This is a genomic window from Xanthomonas campestris pv. badrii, assembly GCF_012848175.1.
GTDB classification, from domain to species: Bacteria; Pseudomonadota; Gammaproteobacteria; order Xanthomonadales; family Xanthomonadaceae; genus Xanthomonas; species Xanthomonas campestris_C.
Map to the genome: position 1 here is coordinate 2,415,965 of NZ_CP051651.1, position 20,647 is coordinate 2,436,611.

The 20,647-nt window shown below is 62.8% G+C and carries 14 protein-coding genes and 1 pseudogene; 5 read left to right on the forward strand and 10 right to left on the reverse strand.

Annotated features, from left to right (window positions below):
• Positions 1-147: 147 nt before the first annotated feature.
• Genes HG421_RS10215 through HG421_RS10225 form a run of 3 tightly spaced genes read right to left on the reverse strand, consistent with a single transcriptional unit; the run spans position 148 to position 5,203 of the window.
• Positions 148-1,527, reverse strand: a complete 1,380-nt coding sequence (locus HG421_RS10215; RefSeq protein ID WP_169706292.1) for a purple acid phosphatase family protein — start codon at positions 1,525-1,527, stop codon at positions 148-150.
• Positions 1,524-2,642: a phytase gene (locus tag HG421_RS10220; RefSeq protein WP_169706293.1), complete on the reverse strand. Its 1,119-nt coding sequence runs from the start codon at positions 2,640-2,642 to the stop codon at positions 1,524-1,526. The genes HG421_RS10215 and HG421_RS10220 overlap by 4 nt, the downstream gene beginning before the upstream one ends.
• Positions 2,642-5,203 (reverse strand): TonB-dependent receptor, encoded by a 2,562-nt coding sequence (locus HG421_RS10225; protein ID WP_169706294.1) that lies wholly within the window; start codon positions 5,201-5,203, stop codon positions 2,642-2,644. Before HG421_RS10225 ends, HG421_RS10220 begins: the two co-directional genes overlap by 1 nt.
• Positions 5,204-5,355: 152 nt before the next feature.
• On the opposite strand from HG421_RS10225, the gene upp reads away from it, so the two are divergent.
• Positions 5,356-5,988, forward strand: coding sequence for a uracil phosphoribosyltransferase (gene upp / locus HG421_RS10230; RefSeq protein ID WP_169706295.1), 633 nt, complete (start codon positions 5,356-5,358; stop codon positions 5,986-5,988).
• A 491-nt stretch (positions 5,989-6,479) separates the two neighbouring features.
• Here the strand turns inward: upp and HG421_RS10235 are convergent.
• A pseudogene (locus HG421_RS10235) lies at positions 6,480-8,132 on the reverse strand (glycoside hydrolase family 9 protein); the annotation flags it as partial.
• A 430-nt stretch (positions 8,133-8,562) separates the two neighbouring features.
• On the opposite strand from HG421_RS10235, the gene HG421_RS10240 reads away from it, so the two are divergent.
• Positions 8,563-8,823, forward strand: coding sequence for a hypothetical protein (locus HG421_RS10240; RefSeq protein ID WP_168968110.1), 261 nt, complete (start codon positions 8,563-8,565; stop codon positions 8,821-8,823).
• Between the two features lie 71 nt (positions 8,824-8,894).
• Here the strand turns inward: HG421_RS10240 and ggt are convergent, their stop codons facing one another.
• From ggt to rsmD, 6 genes are all read right to left on the reverse strand, one after another.
• Entirely contained in the window at positions 8,895-10,694 is a 1,800-nt protein-coding gene (gene ggt, locus HG421_RS10245; protein ID WP_169706296.1) for a gamma-glutamyltransferase, read from the reverse strand.
• Positions 10,691-10,975, reverse strand: a complete 285-nt coding sequence (locus HG421_RS10250; protein WP_169706297.1) for a YfhL family 4Fe-4S dicluster ferredoxin — start codon at positions 10,973-10,975, stop codon at positions 10,691-10,693. Before HG421_RS10250 ends, ggt begins: the two co-directional genes overlap by 4 nt.
• Entirely contained in the window at positions 10,966-11,148 is a 183-nt protein-coding gene (locus HG421_RS10255; RefSeq protein ID WP_169706298.1) for a hypothetical protein, read from the reverse strand. Before HG421_RS10255 ends, HG421_RS10250 begins: the two co-directional genes overlap by 10 nt.
• A gap of 61 nt (positions 11,149-11,209) precedes the next feature.
• On the reverse strand, positions 11,210-11,707 hold the full coding sequence (locus HG421_RS10260) for a hypothetical protein (protein ID WP_029220243.1): 498 nt from the start codon (positions 11,705-11,707) through the stop codon (positions 11,210-11,212).
• 48 nt (positions 11,708-11,755) lie between these two features.
• Positions 11,756-12,262 carry a pantetheine-phosphate adenylyltransferase gene (gene coaD / locus HG421_RS10265; RefSeq protein ID WP_104602741.1) on the reverse strand — a complete coding sequence of 169 codons (507 nt, stop codon included), beginning with the start codon at positions 12,260-12,262 and terminating at the stop codon, positions 11,756-11,758.
• Entirely contained in the window at positions 12,259-12,882 is a 624-nt protein-coding gene (gene rsmD / locus HG421_RS10270) for a 16S rRNA (guanine(966)-N(2))-methyltransferase RsmD (protein ID WP_169706299.1), read from the reverse strand. Before rsmD ends, coaD begins: the two co-directional genes overlap by 4 nt.
• 237 nt (positions 12,883-13,119) lie before the next feature.
• Between rsmD and htpG the strand changes: the two genes are divergently transcribed.
• The 3 genes from htpG to HG421_RS10285 all read left to right on the forward strand — a co-directional run bounded on the left by htpG (position 13,120) and on the right by HG421_RS10285 (position 20,551).
• Positions 13,120-15,024: a molecular chaperone HtpG gene (gene htpG / locus HG421_RS10275; protein WP_169706300.1), complete on the forward strand. Its 1,905-nt coding sequence runs from the start codon at positions 13,120-13,122 to the stop codon at positions 15,022-15,024.
• A gap of 297 nt (positions 15,025-15,321) precedes the next feature.
• Entirely contained in the window at positions 15,322-20,103 is a 4,782-nt protein-coding gene (locus HG421_RS10280; RefSeq protein ID WP_248279492.1) for an RHS repeat-associated core domain-containing protein, read from the forward strand.
• 1 nt (position 20,104) lies between these two features.
• The gene (locus HG421_RS10285; RefSeq protein ID WP_169706301.1) at positions 20,105-20,551 is read left to right on the forward strand and encodes a hypothetical protein; all 447 of its coding nucleotides are present in this window, start codon (positions 20,105-20,107) and stop codon (positions 20,549-20,551) included.
• The last annotated feature ends 96 nt before the right edge of the window (positions 20,552-20,647 follow it).

A 20,647-nucleotide genomic window follows, 5' to 3' on the forward strand; every position in this document is an offset into this window, starting at 1 on the left:
AGCCTCGCCATCAATGTGACATAACACACGGTTTTGAATGAGGAACCCATGCCCCATCAACAAAAACGATGCATGGCAGAAGTTGGCACATGTGGCACACATTGCACGGCGCCTGTCATCGCCGTGCCTTCGCCGTGACATCAGGCATCACTCCCAACAGCGATCCGCACGCCCCTTGAGCGTGGCATTGCGCGGACAATCGCGCGGCGCGATGCGCCCCTGTTCGTGTTCGATCAGTCGCTTGGTGCCAGTGGCATCGCGCCGCAGTTCGAAGGCGTCGTACAGGCGGCCGGTGGCGGTACGCGATTCGTAGCCCAGGTGCTGGTCGTCGATGCGCAATACCTGATACAGCTGGGTGTCTTCGCCCACCGGGCGCATGGTCTCGCGGGCCATGTCCGAGAGCCGGTATTGCTTGGGCCCGGCGACCGACACCACGAACACCGGCGTGGCCTGCCCGGCCTGGTCGCCGCGCCGACCATAGGTGTGGTCGTGCCCTTGCAGCACCAGATCCACCTTATGGCGACGGATCACCGGCAACACCTGCTCCACCAGCTTTTCGTTCTCGCGGTCGGCGCGCGGCGAAAAGAATGGCTGGTGGATCAGCACGATCGACCACGGGTGCGGATTGTCGGCCAGCACCTTGTCCAGCCATTGCGCCTGCGCCGGGCCGGTGCCCAGGTCCAGCGCCGAGGTGCCGTCCAGCACGGCGATGCGCACGCCCTGGTAGTCGAACCAATAACTGGTGCGCGCGGTGGCCGACGGCCCGTTGCGTGGCAGTGCGAACGTCACCGGCCAATGGCTGCCCAGCGTGCGGGTGGCCTGCGGGGTGTCTTCGCCTTCTTCGTGATACTCGTGATTGCCCGGTGCCGGCGCCACTGCGGTGCCTTCCAGCAGCCAGCGCCCGGCTTCGAACCACTCCGCCCATTCGTTGTCGTCCTGGCCGTCCTTGCCGCTGACCAGATCGCCCGCAAACAGCGCAAGACGCGCATCCGGCGCCGAGCGCCAGGCCTGGCGGATCACCCGCGAGACCAGGCTCAGATTCTTGTTCTGGGTGTCGCCGAAATACAGCAGCGTCAGCGGTGCCTGCGCCGTGGCGGCGGTGCGAAAGTGATTCCATGCGCCCCAGGTGTCGTGCCCCTGCACGCGGTAGGCGTACACGGTGTCGGGCTGCAAGCCGTCGATATCGGCACGATGGTGATGCGAGCTGCCGTTTTCGCTGCTCAGCGTGGCGGTGCTGGCGCGGATGCGCCGCGGCGTACCAACATCGGGCGAATCGCCGGCGATCACCAGCTCCAGCCACGGCTGATCGACGCTGGTATCGGTGCGCCAGGCCACCGCAAAACCGGTGGCCGCGTCCTGTGCGGGCGTGGCGACGATCCGGTCCGGGAAGCCATCGGCCACATAGTGGGTGGAACCGGCCGGCACCTGGGTATTGGGTTCGGCGGTGCGCTCGGCGGCCAGTGCCGGGGCAGCGGCCAGTGCACATGCGCAGAGTGCCGCGTACAGCGCGGTGCGGACGGCGGTCACTGCGCGCACTCCTTCAAGCGCAGGGTGCGTGCGATGTCGCGCCAGTCGAACGCGGCCACGGCCTGGTCGTCGTGCAGCGCATAGAACACGCCGCCGGGGAAGCGCGCATCGCCGCGCTGGTCCAGCCACACGCCATCGGTATTGGCGGTGACGCGGCCAGCGAAGGCGCCCACATGCATCAGTGTCTTGCGATCGAACACCTGGAACACGCTGCGGTCCTTGAACTGGTCGGTGGCGATCCAGTAGCCGCTGCCATCGGCGCACTGCAGCAGGGTCAAGCCCTCGGCCTGCGCCTTGAACAGCCCGGTGCCGACGTCGCGCCCGCGGTAGCGCCCGTCCATGCCGTACTCGCGCAACTGCGTGCCCACCGCTACATCTTCTTCGGCGATCAGCAGCCGCGCATTGGCCTCGTCGCCGAAGACCGACTCGGCGATGCGCACCGCACCTGCTTCGGTGGTGTCGCCAAAGCTCTGCGTCAGCCGCGCCTGCCAGCCCTGCCCTGCCGCATCCAACTGATAACGACGGAAGCGCTGGCCCAGCTCGGCCAGCGGCGGCGGCTGGTCCTTGTTGGCCGGCGACATGTAGTTGTCGCTGACCACCACCTCGTAGCCGCCAGCATGCTTGCGCACCCACAGGCCATACGGTTCGCGCAAGTCGTCCTGGCCGAACGCGGTCAGCGGCTTGAACTCCGGCAGCGAGAACACCTGCACGCGGCGGTTGTCGCGCTCCACCACGAACAGCAGGTCATCGACCACCGAAATCCCGTTGGGGCGATCCAGCTTGCCCAGTGCCTTGCCCTTGCCGCCGACCACCCGCAGGCGCTTGCCGCTGTCGCCATCGAACACCACCAGCGCGTGCGTGGCCTTGGCGGTGGCGATCACCCAGCGGCTGCCATCGGGCGCGGCCCAGCTGGCCGGCGAATCCAGGTTGTCCGCCGGCGTCAGCGCGGTGACGAAGGCTTCCGGCACGATTTCATGCGCCACCTTCGCCTCGCTGAGCAGCGGGTCCTGCAGCAGTGCTTCGTCGGCCTCGCGATCGACGCGGTTGCTGGCGCAACTGGTCAATGCCAACGCAGCGGCCAGCAGCGAGGTGTATCGCATCACGTGCGCGCCCATCACAGCGCCACCTTCAGGCCCAGCGCATAGGTGCGGCCGTATTCCTCGTTCTGCAGCGTGCGCGAAGGCACGCCCTGGTACAGCTCCAATGGCTCATCCAGCAGGTTCTGCGCCTCCAGGTACAGGCTGATGTGGCGGTTGAACTGGTAACTCATGCTGAAGTCCATCTGGGTGTGCGGGGCGACATAGATATCGTAAGCGCGGCTCTGGCCGATGGTGTCCAGGTACTCGCTGCGGTACACCGCCGCCACGCGCGCACTGAAACCGTATTTCTCATAGCCCAGGTGGCCGCTGTAGATGCGCTTGGACGAGCGCGGCAGCATGAAGTCGTCGCCGGCGCGATTGCCCAGGCCCGGGTCGAAGTCGCTGTCCAGCGCCGTGGCGCTGGCGCCGACCAGCAAGCCGTTCCAGCCTTCGGGCAGGAAATCCAGCGTCTGCTGCCAGTTGAATTCGGCACCGCGCACCTTGGCGGTGTCGCCGTTGATCGAGCGGGTGACCTGCAGACCCGGGAATTCGGCATCGGTGGTGCTGATGGTCTGCACGATGTAGTCGTCGATCGACTTGTGGAACACGCCCAGCGAGATCAGGCCGGTGCTGCCGATGTATTTCTCGAACGACAGGTCCAGGTTGGTGGAGCGGTACGGATCGAGATCGGGGTTGCCGATGCTCACCACCTCATCGCCACGGTTGATGCTGACGCGCGGCGACACATCGCCGAACGACGGGCGCGACAGCGTCTTGTTCGCTGCAAAGCGCAGCACCCAGTCGTTGCCACTGTCGTAGCGCAGGTGCAGGCCGGGCAGCACATTGGTGTAACTGCTGGACGCCTCGCGCGGGGTCACCGTGGCGGTACGGCCGTCTTCGGCCACGTCCACCTGGTTGCCGGTGGCGTTGAACTGGGTGTTTTCCACGCGCACGCCGGCAATCATGCGCAGCGCGCCGATATCCCAGGTGCCCATCGCATAGGTCGCGAAGACATCTTCCGTGGCTTTGTAATCGTCTTGCAGCGAGGTCTGCAGATTGCCGCCCACATCCTGCGGGCGTGCGCTGTACAGATTGCCCGAGGTGTTCCAGTAACGGCGCATGGCGGCGGAGCTGATGCTCTCGCCCAGCGTGCCGCCACGGTGCTCCGGTGCGGCGGTGGTCCAGCCGCTCAGGTCGATGGCCGGGCCACGCCGCAGCTCGCTTTCGTCCACGTCGACATCGCGCTCGCGCCAGCGGCCGAGCACGCCCATCTTCAGGCTGGAATGCTCGCCATCGAAGCGCACGTTGATCTGCGCGCTGTGCTCGCTGTCGTCCACCTGCTTGGGCGCCACCACGAAGCGGTCGAACACGAAGTCCTGGTTGCTCTGCCAGCCGTTATCGGAGAACCCCAGGCGCGGAATGCCCCTGCGCTGATCCACCGTGGCTGCCAGGTCGTCGCCGTCGTAGTCGAAGTAGGCCTCCTTCTCGTCGTTCACGCGCTCGGTGGTCTTGGTGTAGCCCACCTTGTAATCGATGGTGGCACTGCTCAGGCGGTTCTCGCCGCCAAAACTGATCGCGGTGTTGTCTTCCTTCTTGGTGCGGTAGCGCACCCGCTTGGAGATCGCGTCGGCTGGCAGGTCGGCCACGTCATAGGTGCCATCGCCGTTGGCGCTGACCTGACCATCGCTCAGGCCGAAGATGGTGCGCTGGCGCGTTTCGGCATCGTCGAATCGGCTGTACAGCGAGCGCAGGTAGTAGCGGTTGTCCGCATCCGGGCGCCAGTCCAGATTGAGGTTGGCACCCATGCGGGTACGCTCGATGAAGTATTTGCGGCGCTGTACCTGCCCTGCGAACAGATCGTCCTCGGCGCCGCCATCGAAGGCGTCGTAGGCCACTTCGGTATTGTCCGACTCGAACTCGCGGTCCTGGTAGTTCACCCCCACCGCCACGCCAACCGTGCCGCCGAAGATGTCGCTGTAGTTGAACGCGCCCTTGGGGCTGGTCTTGCCGGACAGCGACTGGTGGCTGCCTTCGATCGAACCGCGCAGGGTGCGCCCGTCGCGGTCGAATGCAGAGGTGGATTCCACCTGGATCGCGCCGCCGATCGAATCGCCCGGCATGTCCGGGGTCGGCGACTTCACCACCTTCAACCGCTCGGTGGAGTCGGAGGGAATCACGTCCAGCGGCGTGGAGCGCGTGCCGTCTTCGGGCGTGCCCATGTTCATGCCGTCGATGGTGACGCTGTTGAGCGAGGAATCCAGGCCGCGGATCACCACGAAGCGCCCCTCGCCCTGATCGCGGGTGACGCTGACGCCGGGCAGGCGCTGCAACGATTCTGCAACATTCTTGTCGGGGTAGCGGCCCATCGCATCGGAGGCGACCGCATCCTGGATGGCATCGGAGCCGCGTTTCAGATCCACGGCGCGCTCCTGCGCTTCCAGCTGCGGGCGCACTTCCAGGCGCTCCAGATCGATGGCCGCTGCGCTGCTGGCAGCGCCGGACGGGGCAGCCGCCTCTGCCGCATGTGCCTGCTGGCTCCAGCCGGCAGTGGCCAGCGTCAGCGTGATCGCCAGGCAGAGCGGAGTCTTGTTCACCACGAGTGCGTCCCCAATCGGTTAAGAATGGGTGTGCACACTATGTCTGCGACGTTTCACCGACATGACATGTGCGGGTGCGATCACATGTCATGTGTGGCAGCGCGAGGTGTCGCTACGGCACACTGTGCGCCTCTCCCGCGTTGTCGCTGCCCATGAAGATCGTCGAAGTCCGCCACCCTCTCGTCCAGCACAAGATCGGCCTGCTGCGCGATGCCGCCTTGAGCACCAAGGGCTTTCGCGAATTGGTCACCGAGCTGGGCACCTTGCTGGCCTACGAGGCCACGGCGAACCTGGACACCGAAACGCATGTACAACAGGGCTGGGCCGGCCCGGTGAACGTGCAGCGCATCGCCGGCGCCAAGATCACCCTGGTGCCGATCCTGCGCGCCGGTCTTGGCATGCTGCCCGGCGTGCTGGCGCTGATCCCGGCTGCCCGCGTCAGCGTGGTAGGCCTGCAGCGCGATGAAGAAACCCTGCAACCAGTGCCCTACTTCGAGCGCCTCACCGGCCGCCTGGAAGAACGCGACGCCTTGATCCTGGACCCGATGCTGGCCACCGGCGGCACCCTGATCGCCACCATCGACATGCTCAAGCGCGCCGGCGCGCGCCGCATCAAGGGCATCTTCCTGGTCGCCGCGCCTGAAGGCCTGAAGGCGCTGGAAGCGGTGCACCCGGACGTGGAGGTCTACACCGCCGCCATCGACGGCCATCTCAACGACAAGGGCTACATCCTGCCCGGCCTGGGCGATGCAGGCGACCGCATCTTCGGCACGCGGGTGGAGTGAGCTGTGGCGGCTTCTCGCCCTTCTCTTTCCGGGGCGAAAAGGCAGCGCTTGCGAGTCATTGGCGTGCACGCCTCGGCGCGCCCGCCCGGCAAGCGCGGGCCGGGGGGCGCAGCTGGGTTGGGGTGGCGGCTTAAGCCCCTCTCCCGCGGGAGAGGGGTTGGGGTGAGGGTACGGCCTGCCAGTATTCTTGCCGACGCCGCACCCTCATCCGGCGCTCCGCGCCACCTTCTCCCCCATGAAGGAGGACAATGTCCCGGTGGGAGAAGGAACAGCTGCAGCGCGTCCGTGTTTCCTGTGTTGCCAGCATCACCAGCATAGCGTGAGCTACAGCGGCCTTAGCCCCTCTCCTGCGGGAGAGGGGTTGGGGTGAGGGTACGGCGTGCCAGTATTCTTGCCGACGCCGCACCCTCATCCGGCGCTTCGCGCCACCTTCTCCCCCATGAAGGAGGACAATGTCCCGCCGCGAGAAGGAAAACGCGCTGAAGCCCGCCTCAGCGGGTCAAATCCTGGATCGCCGCACTGACATACACCAACGGCGCGTTCCAGTTGATCGCCACCTCGTTGGTCGCGTAGCTGCAGGTATCGTCCAGGTACGACAACGCCGGCAATTTGGAGGGATATGCCACCTTGCAGTCCTTGGCATCCTGCTGGCCCGGCTGCGGGCCGCCCGCCAACCAGCCGGGCACCGGCGCATCGATGCCATCGGCCTCCGAGGGGCGGTGGTGGATATGCATCGGTGTGCGCTGCCCCACCCCGGTGACGAACGACAGCCCCAACGGATTGCGGCCCAGGATGTAGTCCAGCTGCGACTGCGCCGCATCCAGGTAACGGCGCTGCTGCGTCACGCGATAGCCCTGCAACAGCATCATCGCCTGATTGAGGACGACCGCATTGCTGCCCCAGACGAAATCGGCCTCGGTCATCGCCAACCGCCACGGCGATGCCTGCCACTGGTCGGCCAGGCGCTGTGCAAGACCAATGACCTCCTGGGTGATGCGTGCACGGTCCGCATGCGGCGTCAGCGTGTCGCGATGCGCAGCCAGCGACATCCAGGCCAGCCCGCCCACACTGCTCCAGCCCGGCACGCTGGCCGGCACATTGCGCGCCAGCATGGCGTCGTAGAACCCATCTTCGCCGGTGGTGACATACAGCTCTGCCGCGGCCCAGGCGAACTCATCGGCCACCTGTGCATCGTCGTAACCGCCGGTGCGCACATCGTCGGGTTGGCGATAGATGACGTCCGGATGCTGTTGCGCCCAGGCCCACGCCGCCCGTGATGCCTTCAACATGCGTGCCGACATGCCCGGATACTGTTTGTCGAAGGGTGCATACACCCGGCTGGCCGCGGCCATCACCGCGGCAAAGTCCAGCGTGGCCGCAGTGGCCTTCATCACCACGTAGCGTTGCTGCCTGGCCTGCTCCGGCATCACCAACCCATCGAACTGCTTGTCGGTGAGCTTGTGGTACACGCCACCATCGGACGGGTCCTGCATGGCCAGCATCCATTCCAGGTTCCACCAGGTTTCCTGCAGGATGCCGGGCACGCCGGGCGCGTCGTTGGGGATGGTCAACGCCTGCGCCTTGAACAGCGCCGGGTAGTGCTCGTAGGCCGCCAGCAAGGTGTAGGTACTGATGCCGGAATTGACGATGTACTTGTTGTAGTCGCCGGCGTCGTACCAGCCCTTGGGCGCGCTGATCACGCTGTCGGCCGGACGCGTGGCAGACGCCGCCGTTGGATGGATGCGCACATCGGTGTCCGGATGCCCGGCCGCGCGCGCATAACGCCCGGCGAACTGCGCCGGCAACGCAGTGCTGGCGCGGTTGAAATAGAACGCCTTGAGCGAGGCATCGACTACCGGCTGGTAGGCGCCCGCATCGATCGCAAACGTATCGGACGCCGGCATCCCATCGATCTTCAACCGGTAGGTTCCCGGTGCACGCACGCTGGAGAAATCCGCCACCCGCGCCTGCTGCCCAGCCGGCGCCCAGAGCGCTGCCGGTTGCAGCGTGCCCTGCAGTACCTGGCGGCCCTGCGCATCTTCCAGCGTGAACCGGTCCGCGCCTGGTGCCGCATCCTGCGGCAGCCCGACCACCGCCAGCTTGGCCGAGCCCGGCAGATAGCCGAGCTGGTTGACGTGGATCAGGCCACCGGAACGAGGGGCGCCGGACTCAGCAGCGAGGACACCCAAGGAAAACAGCAGAACCACGGCAGTCGAGATGAGGACAGGATTTTTCATGTGCCAATGGTGGCCGCACCACAGCGCCGCCACAAGCCCGGTACTCGCGACGTGGCTGCCGTCGCGCCGTTGGGACCACTGGAATGATTCGAGAATGACAGTCGAATGATGGCCGTGTCGCATTCTTTGGGCGATTAGACCGGATTGGATTGCCTCGCTGTGCGAACGCTGCGCTTGCACGAAAGCAGGATTCGACTCCCGTCGAAACGCCCGGGGTTTACCTCGTTTACGCCAATCCCCGCCTTCGACTGCCAGCTAACTTGGTTTGGCGTCCTAGCGCTGCATACACCGCTCTCACGACAGGCGCATCGCCACTTCATCCCCAGGAGAACATCCGATGAACTTCATCGACAGCAACAAGAAACCCATTCCACCCAGCACCCTGGACCCCGACCAGCACCAAGCCAAACAACGTGGAATGCCGCGCTGGAAGCCATTCCTCGGAGGCAATACGAATCCGGACGTCTACGTGCTGGAAGGCAAGCTCGTCGTTCGCTTGGTCGACGCCGCCGTGAACAGCAAGAAGGACGACCCCGACTACGAGACCTACACCGTCTATGAGGCCAAGGATGGCCACTTCTACGGGCTATTGAACTGATCCTGGATCAACTGCGGGAGGACACGCGCGCAGACAGGCGGCAGGCACTGGCCCTGCCACCTGTCTTCGAATCATCGAGAGCTGGTCGAGTCGACGCCAGTATCGGGATCCAACTGCACCTGCGCCTTGCCCACCGGATTACGCGGGTCGCTGCCGCCACTGAGCACATTGCTGCGCTTGTCCCACTCCACCGTCTGCAGGTTGCCCCACACGTGGCTGGAACCGCGCCCGCCTTCGGCGGTATCGCCAGGCTGTTTCAGCGCGTGCCCCATCGCCTCCAGACCCTTGGCGGTCTGCGGCGAGAACGCGTTGCTTTCGGCGTCGATGACGTCCGGCAACCACTGGTGGTGGTAGCGCGGCAATGCGCTGACCGCCTGCGCATCCAGGCCGGCGTCATAGCCCAGGATGCCCAGCAGCACCATGGTGATGATGCGGCTGCCGCCCGGCGTGCCCAGCACGATCGCCTTGTCGGCCGACTCCATGAAGGTCGGTGTCATCGAGCTGAGCATGCGCTTGCCCGGCTTGGGTGCGTTGGCGTCGTAGCCCATCACGCCAAAGGCATTGGGCGTGCCCGGCTTGAGCGCGAAGTCGTCCATCTCGTCGTTGAGCAGCACGCCGGTGCCCTTGGGAATCAGCCCCGAGCCGTACAGCAGGTTCACCGTCTGGGTGGCGCCGACGCGGTTGCCTTCGCCATCGATGATGGAAAAGTGCGTGGTCTCCTCGTCTTCCAGCGGCGTGGGGTTACCCGAGAGCAGGTCGCTGGGCGTGGCCTTGTCCGGATTGATGGTGGCACGCAGGCCTTGCGCGTAATCCTTGCTGGTCAGCACGCGCTGCGGCACATCGACAAAATCCGGGTCGCCCAGGAAGAAGGTACGGTCGCGGTAGGCGCGTCGCATCGATTCCACCACCAGATGCGTGCGGTGCACGTCATCGAGCTTGTTCAGGTCCCAGCCCTCCAGAATCTGCAGCATCGCCGCCAGCGCAATGCCGCCGGAGGACGGCGGCGGCGCGGTGGTGATGGTCCAGCCGCGATAATCGAACTGGATCGGCGTGCGCTCCTTCACCGAGTAACCGGCCAGTTCTGCGGCGGTCCAGTGGCCGCCGGCCTGCTTGACGCCGGCGATCAGCTTCCTGGCGGTTTCGCCCTTGTAGAACCCATCGAAGCCCTTGTCGCCAAGCAGCGTCAAGGTGTGCGCCAGCTCGGGCTGCTTGAAGAGATCGCCTTCGGCGATGGGTTTTCCGCCGCGCAAGTACACCTGCCGCGTGCCGGGATAGCGCTCCATCACCTCGCGCCGCGAGGCGTAGCCCTTGGCCATGCGCGCGTACACCGGGAAGCCCTCGGTGGCGATGCGGATCGACGGTGCCAGCGATTGCCTGAGCGGCAGCCGGCCATGCTTGGCCGCCAGCTCCACCAGCGCAGCCGGCAGGCCGGGAATGCCGGCCGACCACGGGCCGTTGACCGAGCGGTCGCGGTCCAGCTCGCCCTGCTTGTCGAGGAATTTCTCCGGCGTAGCCGATTCGGGCGCGTATTCGCGCGCATCCAGCATCACGTCCTTGCCGGTCTTGGCGTCGTGCAGCAGGAAGAACCCGCCGCCGCCCAGACCGGAGCTGATCGGCTCGACCACCGCCAGCGTGGACGACACCGCAATCGCCGCATCGAAGGCGTTGCCGCCCTCGCGCAGGATCTGCAGCCCGGCATCGGTGGCCAGCGCATGGCCGCTGGCCACGGCGGCGCCGGGCGGATGCGCAGCGACCGCCGCGCGCGCACCGGCGGCAGGCATGGTGCCGTCGGCGGACCAGGCGGGCGGTGCCAGCACGAACGCCAGCAACAGCAGGCCACGTGTCGAAAAATGTCGGAAGAAGGTGCTCACGGGGCGGGAGGCTCCTGTTCGTACAGTTCGGGATGATCGCGCTGCAGCTGCATGAGCTTGGCCAGCAATTGCTCGTGGGTTTCCGGGATGTCCGGGTCCGGGTCGATGCATTCGACCGGGCACACCACCACGCATTGCGCTTCGTCGAAATGGCCCACGCACTCGGTGCAACGCGCCGGGTCGATCACGTAGATGGTTTCGCCCATCGAGATCGCCTGATTCGGGCAGGCCGGCTCGCAGACATCGCAGTTGACGCAGAGCTCGTTGATTTTCAGCGACATATCGGCACCACCATGCGATGCGAGGCAGCGCAATTCAACTGCAGGCGCTGAAACGCAACGTACTGCTGCAGGCAGGCGCACACGGCGCGGACGATCAGCGAATGGACAGCGCCGTGGGCGCTGTCGGACACCGGCCCGACACAACCGGCTCCGGCGATGTGCGGAGTCAGCATGCTGCTGGCTCCGCACATGGCGGCCGGCTGCGCCCTCCCGCGCATCCGGCCTGGTGCTGCATTACTTGGCTTCAACGAAGGTGTATTCCGCGCCCTTGGGCTGGACGATGGTCTGCACGCGCGCATTCTCGGCGGCATCGCCAATGAACAGCACGCGCACACCCTTCATCGAATCCGGCTGCACGTCCTTGAACGCGGCCTCGATCAGGTCGGCCATCTTGGTGGAGGCCGAGGAACCGAAGGCCAGCATGTTGCCTGGCTGCACGCCACGGGCCAGCGCGGTCTTGACGCTTTCCAGCTGACGCTCGTAGCTGCCGGCGAATTCGGCATCGGACTCCGGCGGCAAGTAGTACAGGAACGGGCTGTTGGTGGTGGCGCCCAGGTTCTGGCCGACCACTTCCTGCAGGTACTTCTTCCAGCCGGCGTTGTCGTCCTTGGCCGGCGCCTTCAGCGGCGCGGGGGCCGCGGCGGCGGTCGGAGCCGGCTCTTCCTTCTTGCAGGCGGTGACTGCCAGCGCGGCGATCGAAGCGAGCGCCAGAGCGCGCATGGTGTGTTTCATGAAACTCCTCCCTTTGAACTGCGTGTGGTGATGTAACGAAAGATCGGATCAGGCCTGGGCGCGGGATGCGCGCACCTGGCGCAGCGCCTCGACCACCGAGGCCGGAACGAAGCCGGAGACATCGCCGCCCAGCCGCGCGATCTCGCGCACCAGCGACGACGAAATGAAGCTGTATTGCTCGGCCGGGGTGAGGAACAGGGTTTCCACCTCCGGGATCAGATGGCGGTTCATGCTGGCCATCTGGAATTCGTATTCGAAGTCGGACACCGCGCGCAGGCCGCGCAGCAGCACCCCGGCGTTCATGTCGCGCACGAAGTGCGCCAGCAGCGTGTCGAAGCCGCGCACTTCCACATTGGTGTGCGCCGCCAGGGCTTCCTGCGCCAGCGCCACGCGCTTTTCCAGCGGCAGTGCCGGGCCTTTGGACGGGCTGTACGCCACGCCCACCACCACGCGCTCGAACAGCGGCGCGGCACGGTTCACCAGGTCGATATGGCCGTTGGTGATCGGGTCGAAGGTACCGGGATAGACGGCGGTGCGGCTATTGGCCACGCTCATACGGAAACTACCGGGGTCGGATCGCTGTTCAGTGTAGCAGCGGCCCGGCGATACAGCGCATAGCGCACCTGCCGGGTGCCGCCCTCGCGGTGCAGGTACCAGCCGGCCGGCAGCTGGGGCACCGCATCGGCCGGCGCTTCCAGGTAGAGCCAGGCCTCGGCGGCCAGATGCGCGGGCAGGCGTTCGAGCACGCCGGCCCACAGGCCGTCCGCGAACGGCGGGTCGACGAATACGATATCGGCCGCGGCCGCAGGCGCGCGTTCCAGCCAGCGCAGCGCGTCCTCCTGCAGCACCTGCACCTGCCCGGCCGCGCCCAGCCTGGCCACGTGCTCGCGCAGGCGCTGCGCCAGCCCGGGGTCGCGCTCGATCAGGGTGGCATGCGCCGCGCCGCGCGAGACCGACTCCAGGCCCAGCGCGCCGGAGCCGGCGAACAGGTCCAGCACGCGCGCACCGGGCAGGCGCGGCATCAGCCAGTTGAACACCGTCTCGCGGACGCGGTCGCTGCTTGGGCGCAGGCCGGGCGCGTCGGGCACCGCCAGCCGCGTATTGCGCCAGCGCCCGCCCACGATGCGTACCTGCCCCTCCGCGCCACGCGGCGCCGGCCGTGCCGGGCGGCTCATCGCGGCCTGCCGTTGACGGGCCGGCGGAGATCGACGAGGACAGGAACGCGTGGTGGCATGGCTCGGAGCGCGGCAAGGGGTGCCCATGATACCGCCGTCGCCGCCGGCCCCGCCCTACCCACCCCGGCACGGCTGCACGACACATTCGCGCCCCCGCCTTGAAAAAATCCGTCCATGGCCGCATCCCCCAGGCCATCGGCCGCAGTGCGGCCAGGACCACCATGGAGCACGACCCCAATGACCGTTGAGACCGACAAGCAGACGCTGGGCTTCCAGACCGAAGTCAAGCAGTTGCTGCAGCTGATGATCCATTCGCTGTATTCGAACAAGGAAATCTTCCTGCGCGAGCTGGTGTCCAACGCCGCCGACGCCGCCGACAAGCTGCGGTTCGAGGCGCTGGTGAAGCCCGAGCTGCTGGAAGGCGGCGGCGAGCTGCGTATCCGCGTCGACTACGACAAGGACGCGCGCACCGTCACCATCGACGACAACGGCATCGGCATGAGCCGCGAGGACGCGGTGTCGCACCTGGGCACCATCGCCAAATCCGGCACCGCCGATTTCCTCAAGCACCTGAGCGGCGACCAGAAGAAGGACGCCAACCTGATCGGCCAGTTCGGCGTGGGCTTCTACAGCGCCTTCATCGTGGCCGACCAGGTGGACGTGTACTCGCGCCGCGCCGGCCTGCCCGCCAACGAAGCCGTGCACTGGTCCTCGCGCGGCGAAGGCGAATTCGAAATCGCCAGCATCGACAAGCCCGAGCGCGGCACCCGCATCGTGCTGCACCTGAAGGAAGGCGAAGATTCCTTTGCCGACGGCTGGACCCTGCGCAACATCCTCAAGAAGTATTCCGACCATATCGGCCTGCCGATCGAGATGCGCAAGGAGCATTACGGCGAAGAAGCCGACAAGCCGGCCGAGCCGGAGTGGGAAGTGGTCAACCGCGCCAGCGCGCTGTGGACGCGCCCCAAGTCCGACATCAAGGACGAGGAGTACCAGGAGTTCTACAAGCACATCGCCCATGACGCCGGCAACCCGCTGGCGTGGAGCCACAACAAGGTCGAAGGCAAGCTCGAATACACCTCGCTGCTGTTCGTGCCCGGCCGCGCCCCGTTCGACCTGTACCACCGCGATTCGGCCAAGGGCCTGAAGCTGTACGTGCAGCGCGTTTTCATCATGGACCAGGCCGAGCAGTTCCTACCGCTGTACCTGCGTTTCATCAAGGGCGTGGTGGATTCATCGGACCTCTCGCTCAACGTCTCGCGCGAAATCCTGCAGTCCGGCCCGGTGGTGGACTCGATGAAGTCCGCGCTGACCAAGCGCTCGCTGGACATGCTGGAGAAGCTGGCCAAGGACAAGCCGGACGACTACGCCACGTTCTGGCGCAACTTCGGCCAGGCGCTGAAGGAAGGCCCGGCCGAGGACTATGCCAACCGCGAAAAGATTGCCGGCCTGCTGCGCTTCTCGTCCACGCACGACACTACTGGCGCGCAAAGCGTAGGTCTGGCGGACTACGTCGGTCGGTTGGCCGAGGGCCAGGACAAGCTGTACTACCTTACCGGCGAGAGCTACGCGCAGATCAAGGACAGCCCGCATCTTGAGGTGTTCCGCAAGAAGGGCATCGAAGTGCTGCTGCTCACCGACCGCATCGACGAATGGCTGATGAGCTACCTCACCGAATTCGACGGCAAGTCGTTCGTGGACGTGGCCCGCGGCGACCTGGACCTGGGCAAGCTGGATTCGGAAGAAGACAAGAAAGCGCAGGAAGACCTCGCCAAGTCCAAGGAAGGCCTGGCCTCGCGCATCAAGGCCGCCCTCGGCGACGACGTGGCCGAAGTGCGCGTCTCGCACCGCCTGACCGATTCCCCGGCAATTTTGGCCATCGGCCAGGGCGATCTGGGCCTGCAGATGCGCCAGCTGTTGGAAGCCAGCGGCCAGGCCGTGCCGGAAAGCAAGCCGGTGTTCGAATTCAACCCGACCCACCCGCTGATCGAGAAACTCGATGCGGAGCAGGATATGGATCGCTTCGGTGACCTGAGCAGGGTGTTGTTCGATCAGGCGGCATTGGCGGCCGGCGATAGCCTGAAGGATCCGGCTGGGTATGTGCGGCGGTTGAACAAGTTGTTGTTGGAGTTGTCTGCGTAGGCTATCAAGCAACGGTGAGTTGCTCGCAAAGACCGGCCCGATGGCCGGTCTTTGCGTTTGCGCATCTGTGTCGACGCTGGAAGCTATGTGTGTCGTCCATCACTCAAGGACTCAATCTCGCAGCGGACTGGCCTCGTCCTGAAAAATTGTTGCCGTTCCCTTGGCTTCGGCACTGGACGCTAGGATATTGAAAGCGTAGGCTCAGGCGCGACCGCATGGATCGTTGCGTCGAACAGGAAGTACTCCCGCCGGCTAGGCCGGCAGGAGATTCAAGAGCTCATATCAAAGGAAGATTGCATGGACAGGGGTTCCCCAGGGACCAACTTCGCATTGCGTTCGTCGCGGTTCTGCCTCGCGAGGACAACTACGGTATTGGCAAGAGTCCTAGTCTGTTCGATTGCCTATATTGCATCGGCTCCAATCGAGCCAGTTTTCGCACAGGCCTTGCCACCCGCCGAATTCTGCATCTCGGGAGGATGCTATCCGACCCACGCTGAGGCACTGGCGGCATTAGCTGCCAGCCAGCAATACACCGGCGTTGGACAGTATCTCCAGCACACATTCACCTCCGTAACCAACCCGCTCACCGGGCAGCTTTCGCTGCGTTACGACGTTTTGGATCGGCCAGCGAAACAAATTGCCGATCCGATCTACACGGTTGACATGGGTGTTCACGGGCAAGGCAATCCAGGCTGCGCAGCGCCTCAAGATCCAAACTACTCGACGTATTGCACCAACGAGGGCGAGCTGATTACCGCCGCGTTAGCGCATCTTCGCACGCGCATCAAAGCTGGATGCAGCCTCGACCTCGGCAAAATAACCCGCGACTACAACACCACAAACCTTGGCTTGAGCGGAAATGCCATCCGCTACGGTCAAAAGGACTTCAGCAGCGAGACTACCTGCACTGCATCTAACGGCACGGTCACGAAGGGAAAGCTCAATTGGTCGACCTACAAGCGACGCCTGATATCTTGTGAGCCTGGTCTTTCGCCTAATTTCGGCGGCGGCTGGACCGATAGCGAGCTTCCACAGGCGCTGATGTGCGGATCGAGTGCAGATTTTTCGTTCATGTCCGCCAGAGCAAGCCAGATATCGAGCTGCTCCACCGCCAACCCTTGCCACCCCACCACTGGCGACAAGACGCGAACAGAAACCGACTTCATATTTGCGGGGAGACCCTTTTCCAGGCACTACCATTCGCTTGCTCAATTCCGAGACCGCGAGAATCCTTTCGCGGTCGGCTGGTCGCATAGTTACAGCGACTATCTCGTTTCAACAGACACATATTCGCCCGTCCTGATCGACGCGGAAGGCAATTATGAGAATTTCGTCAAAGTAGATGGGAATATCTATCGTGGCGCAAACTCAAATCGGACGATGTTCTACCTGAACACGCCCGATGTGCAGTATCGTCTAATGGAGTCCTCTGGCGAGATGCGCGACTTCAATCGTGACGGTGCGCTGCTATCCATACGAAACCCGGCAAATCCTTCGAACGACGTAAAACTTTCTTATAGTGAAGAAGAATTGGCCTCAGTAACAGATGCGTCCGGCAGACAGATCAAATTCAACTACGCATTCGATCTCCTTCGGTCGATCACACTTCCCGACGGAGAAATAATAAATTATGAGCACGATAGGGATTTAAATCTTACCGCAGTAGACTATGGCGATGGCAGCGTAAAGCGCTATCACTATCACGAACAAGGCCTTGCCGAACCCAGCTTGACACATCACCTCACCGGCATCACCTCGGAGGATGGGCGTCGCTATGGCACGTTCAAATACGAGCCCCACGGCCGCGTGACCCGTAGTGCGCTGGAATCCGGAAGCGAGCAGGTGGACGCCGTTTCGCTGAGCTACGATAGCCCGACGACAACCAGCGTGACCTATGCGCTTGGCGAGAAAAAAACCTTCACTGCTGGATCAGGTTTGTATCGATCGCTGGAGAACCTTTCCAGCGAAAGCGGTAGTGACAAACTTACTTACTTCGCCGATGGCCGTCTGCAATCGAAAACTGATCGTGCTGGAACCGTCACGAAGTACGAATACCAGGCGACGTATCTATCCGCAATCATTCAGGCTGCGGGTACGGCGCAACAGCAGCGCGAGGAATTCGTCCGCGATGTCGCCAGCAATGCACTGCTCGAACACAGGATCTACGACCCTAAAGGCAAGTTACGCCAGTCCAACGTCTTTACCTACAATGCGCGTGGCCAGCGAATCGCCAGGACACAAACAGATGCGGTCAGCGGTGTAGCGAGAACCTCACGCAATGAGTACTGCGAACAAGCGGCTTTCGATGCGGGTAGCTGCCCTATCCTAGGGCTGATCACACTATCTGATGGGGCACGCACGGATGTGCCGGATACGACTACCTACACGTACTATGGGAATGACGATAGCTCCTGTGCGGGATCACCAGCGACGTGTCCGCACCGCAAAGGTGACCTTTGGAAAGTCACCAATGCATTAGGGCAGGTAATTGAGTATCTTGCCTATGATGGTGCGGGCCGCCCGCTTTCTATTAAAGATGTAGACGGCAACATCACCGACTACAGCTACCACCGTCGTGGCTGGTTGACCGCAACCAAAGTGCGCGGAGCCGATCCAGCAAGCGACCTGGACGACCGAATTACCCGGATCGGCTACTGGCCCACCGGCTTGATCAAGCAAGTCGCCCAACCTGACGGCGGATTCACGACTTTCGGGTATGACGGTGCGCATCGCCTTACCGATGTTACCGACAATGCCGGGAACACCTTGCATTACACATTGGATAGCGCTGGCAACCGGATCAAAGAAGATACCCGGGATGTCGCCGGAACACTGAAGCGGACGTTATCCCGCGTTTACAATCAGCTCGGACAACTCAAGACCCAGGCGACGGCCGCAAGCGATCCGACCGACTTTGCTTACGACGCGAAAGGCAACACCGTCGCAGTGAACGACGCTTTGGGCACCGCCACCCTGAGCGATTATGACGCGCTGGATAGGCTTGCACGCACCTTGCAGGATGCCAACGGCATCAAGGCCGAAACCAAGTTTGCCTATGATTACCGGGGCAACTTGGCGAAGGTTACCGATCCAAAAGGGTTGGGTACCACTTACGAGTACAATGGATTCGGCGACCTGACAAAACTGGTCAGTCCAGACACTGGCATCACCGCTTACACCTACGACAGCGCCGGCAACCGTGCCAGTCAGACCGATGCGCGAGGGGTTATCACGACTTACAGCTATGACGCGCTCAATCGCCTGACCAAGCTGACCTATCCAAAGCCGACCGACGGCCTGGATATCAGTTACACCTATGATACCTTGCCTAATATCTGCGTGCCTGGCGAAGCATCGTTCATTGGGCGCCTTGCTCGCATGAGCGATGGCAGTGGGAGTACCGAATATTGTTACAACGCGTTTGGCGATGTAACCCGCAAGGTGCAGACCAGCAATGCCACAGCGCTGGTATTGCGTTACGACTACACCGTAGGCGGCCGGTTGCGCCGCGTGACCTATCCCGATGGCGCGGTGGTGGATTACGTACGCAACGCTCAGGGCCAGAGCACAGAAGTCGGCGTGACCCCGGCCGGCGGCAGCCGACAAGTGCTGCTGGGCAGCGCCAGTTATTACCCGTTCGGTCCGGCCGCCGGCTGGACCTACGGCAATGGCCGCACCCTCACCCGCCTCTATGATCTGGACTATCGCCCGCAGGCGATTCAGGACACACGCCCGGGCGGGTTGGAAGTGGGCTTCGGCTTCGACCCGGTCGGCAACCTCACCGCGCTGACGCCCGCTGGCAATGCGGTGCCGGAAATCAGCCTGGATTACGACACGCTCGGCCGCCTCACGGCCCTTACCGATGGTGTCACTGGAACCGTCATCGACGGCTACAGCTACGATGCCACCGGCAATCGCCTCAGCGCCAAGGTCGGTACCGTCACACAGGCTTACACTTATCCAACGACTAATCATCGCTTGAGTGCAGTCGCTGGCGTGGCGCGCACTTACGACAAGACGGGAAATACGCTGACGATCGGCGGCAAATCGAGGGAGTTCTCCTACGACGCATCCGGTCGTATGAGCATGGCCAAGCGTGCAGGCGCGCTGGTGATGAACTACCGCTACAACGGTCGTGGCGAGCAGGTGCGCCGCTTCCTCGGCACTACCAATACCTACACGCTCTACGATGAAGCCGGCCATTGGCTGGGCGACTACGACAGCAACGGCGCGCCCAAGCAGCAGGCGATCTGGCTGGACGATCTCCCGGTTGGCCTGCTCGCGAACGCCAACACGCTGCACTACATCGAACCCGATCACCTGGGCAGCCCACGCGTAATGGTCGATCCCACCCGCGATGTAGCGGTGTGGACATGGAGCCTGAAGGGCGAAGCTTTCGGCAACACCGCACCGAATCAGGATCCTGACGGAGATGGTGCGGCGCTGGTGTTGGATATGCGCTTCCCGGGGCAGCGGTTTGATGTCGCGAGTGGGTTGAATCAGAACTACTTCCGGGACTACGACGCTGCAACCGGGCGTTATGGACAGAGTGATCCAATTGGTTTATCCGGTGGCAGCGCAACTTTTTCCTACGTCAGCTCCGATCCGTATAAATTCTCGGATTCTCTCGGACTAATAAATGACAACCAGCTACCAAGTCAATCTCAAATACAAAAAGATTATCAAGACCAACGGCGGAAACAAATTTCAATGTCTCAGCTGACGCAAACGTATCAGGAAATGCTTAAGAAGAATGTAAGAGGGACAGATCAATTCTTCCATTGCTTAGCGGCGTGCAAAGCCACCAAGGCTTCGGGCGATTCGCAAATGGTTCTGGATCAAATGCAAAATAAGGAAATTCGTGATTTCGCACTCAATCTTGTCGGGAAGTACGGAGACCGCGAACTCTCAATCGATGAAATGCTTAGCGACAACGCCGCAGACATGGCCGTAAACAAAATTGGGGCCACCTGCCCAGCAGGCGTCGACTGCAGCTCCAGATGTTCCCCATTGCTGGATAATCTGCCATTAGCACGCAGAAAATTTATGCTCGAATACCGCCCTGACTGGGGAAAATAAGTTGAAACTCATTTACCTAGCCATCGCCATGTTAATCGCTTTAAGCGCTTGTGAGAAAGGGGCCAATTTCAAGAATTATCCTACATATAAAGATGCCTTAGAGGATGGAGCTATCGAAAAGGGCTGGATACCAGAATTCTTACCAAAGAGCTCTACAAATATTTATGAGAAGCATGATGTAGACGCAAATCAGATTGCCGTAATGTTTTCATCACAAGACACTACATTCCTATCAAAGCTAAAAATAATAGAAAAAGGAATGCATGAAGACACCCTTTTACTTATTCGCTCAGCAAAATTTCCGGAAGCAAAGAAAAAAAAACCATATTTTTATTATCTTAGGTGCACTCAAGAAGGGCCAGGAATATTAGCAACAGATGGCGATGGATTATTTTATTATATTGAACCAGCCCGAGGGCCCTTTGCTTCAAAATGCACGTCCAATTAAATCTATCGACGTTAGCTTCTAAGGAATGCAAAAACCATATATTAGCATTATGGCACACCGACCAGCACCCACAAAAATCATAAGACCAAGCCGCAG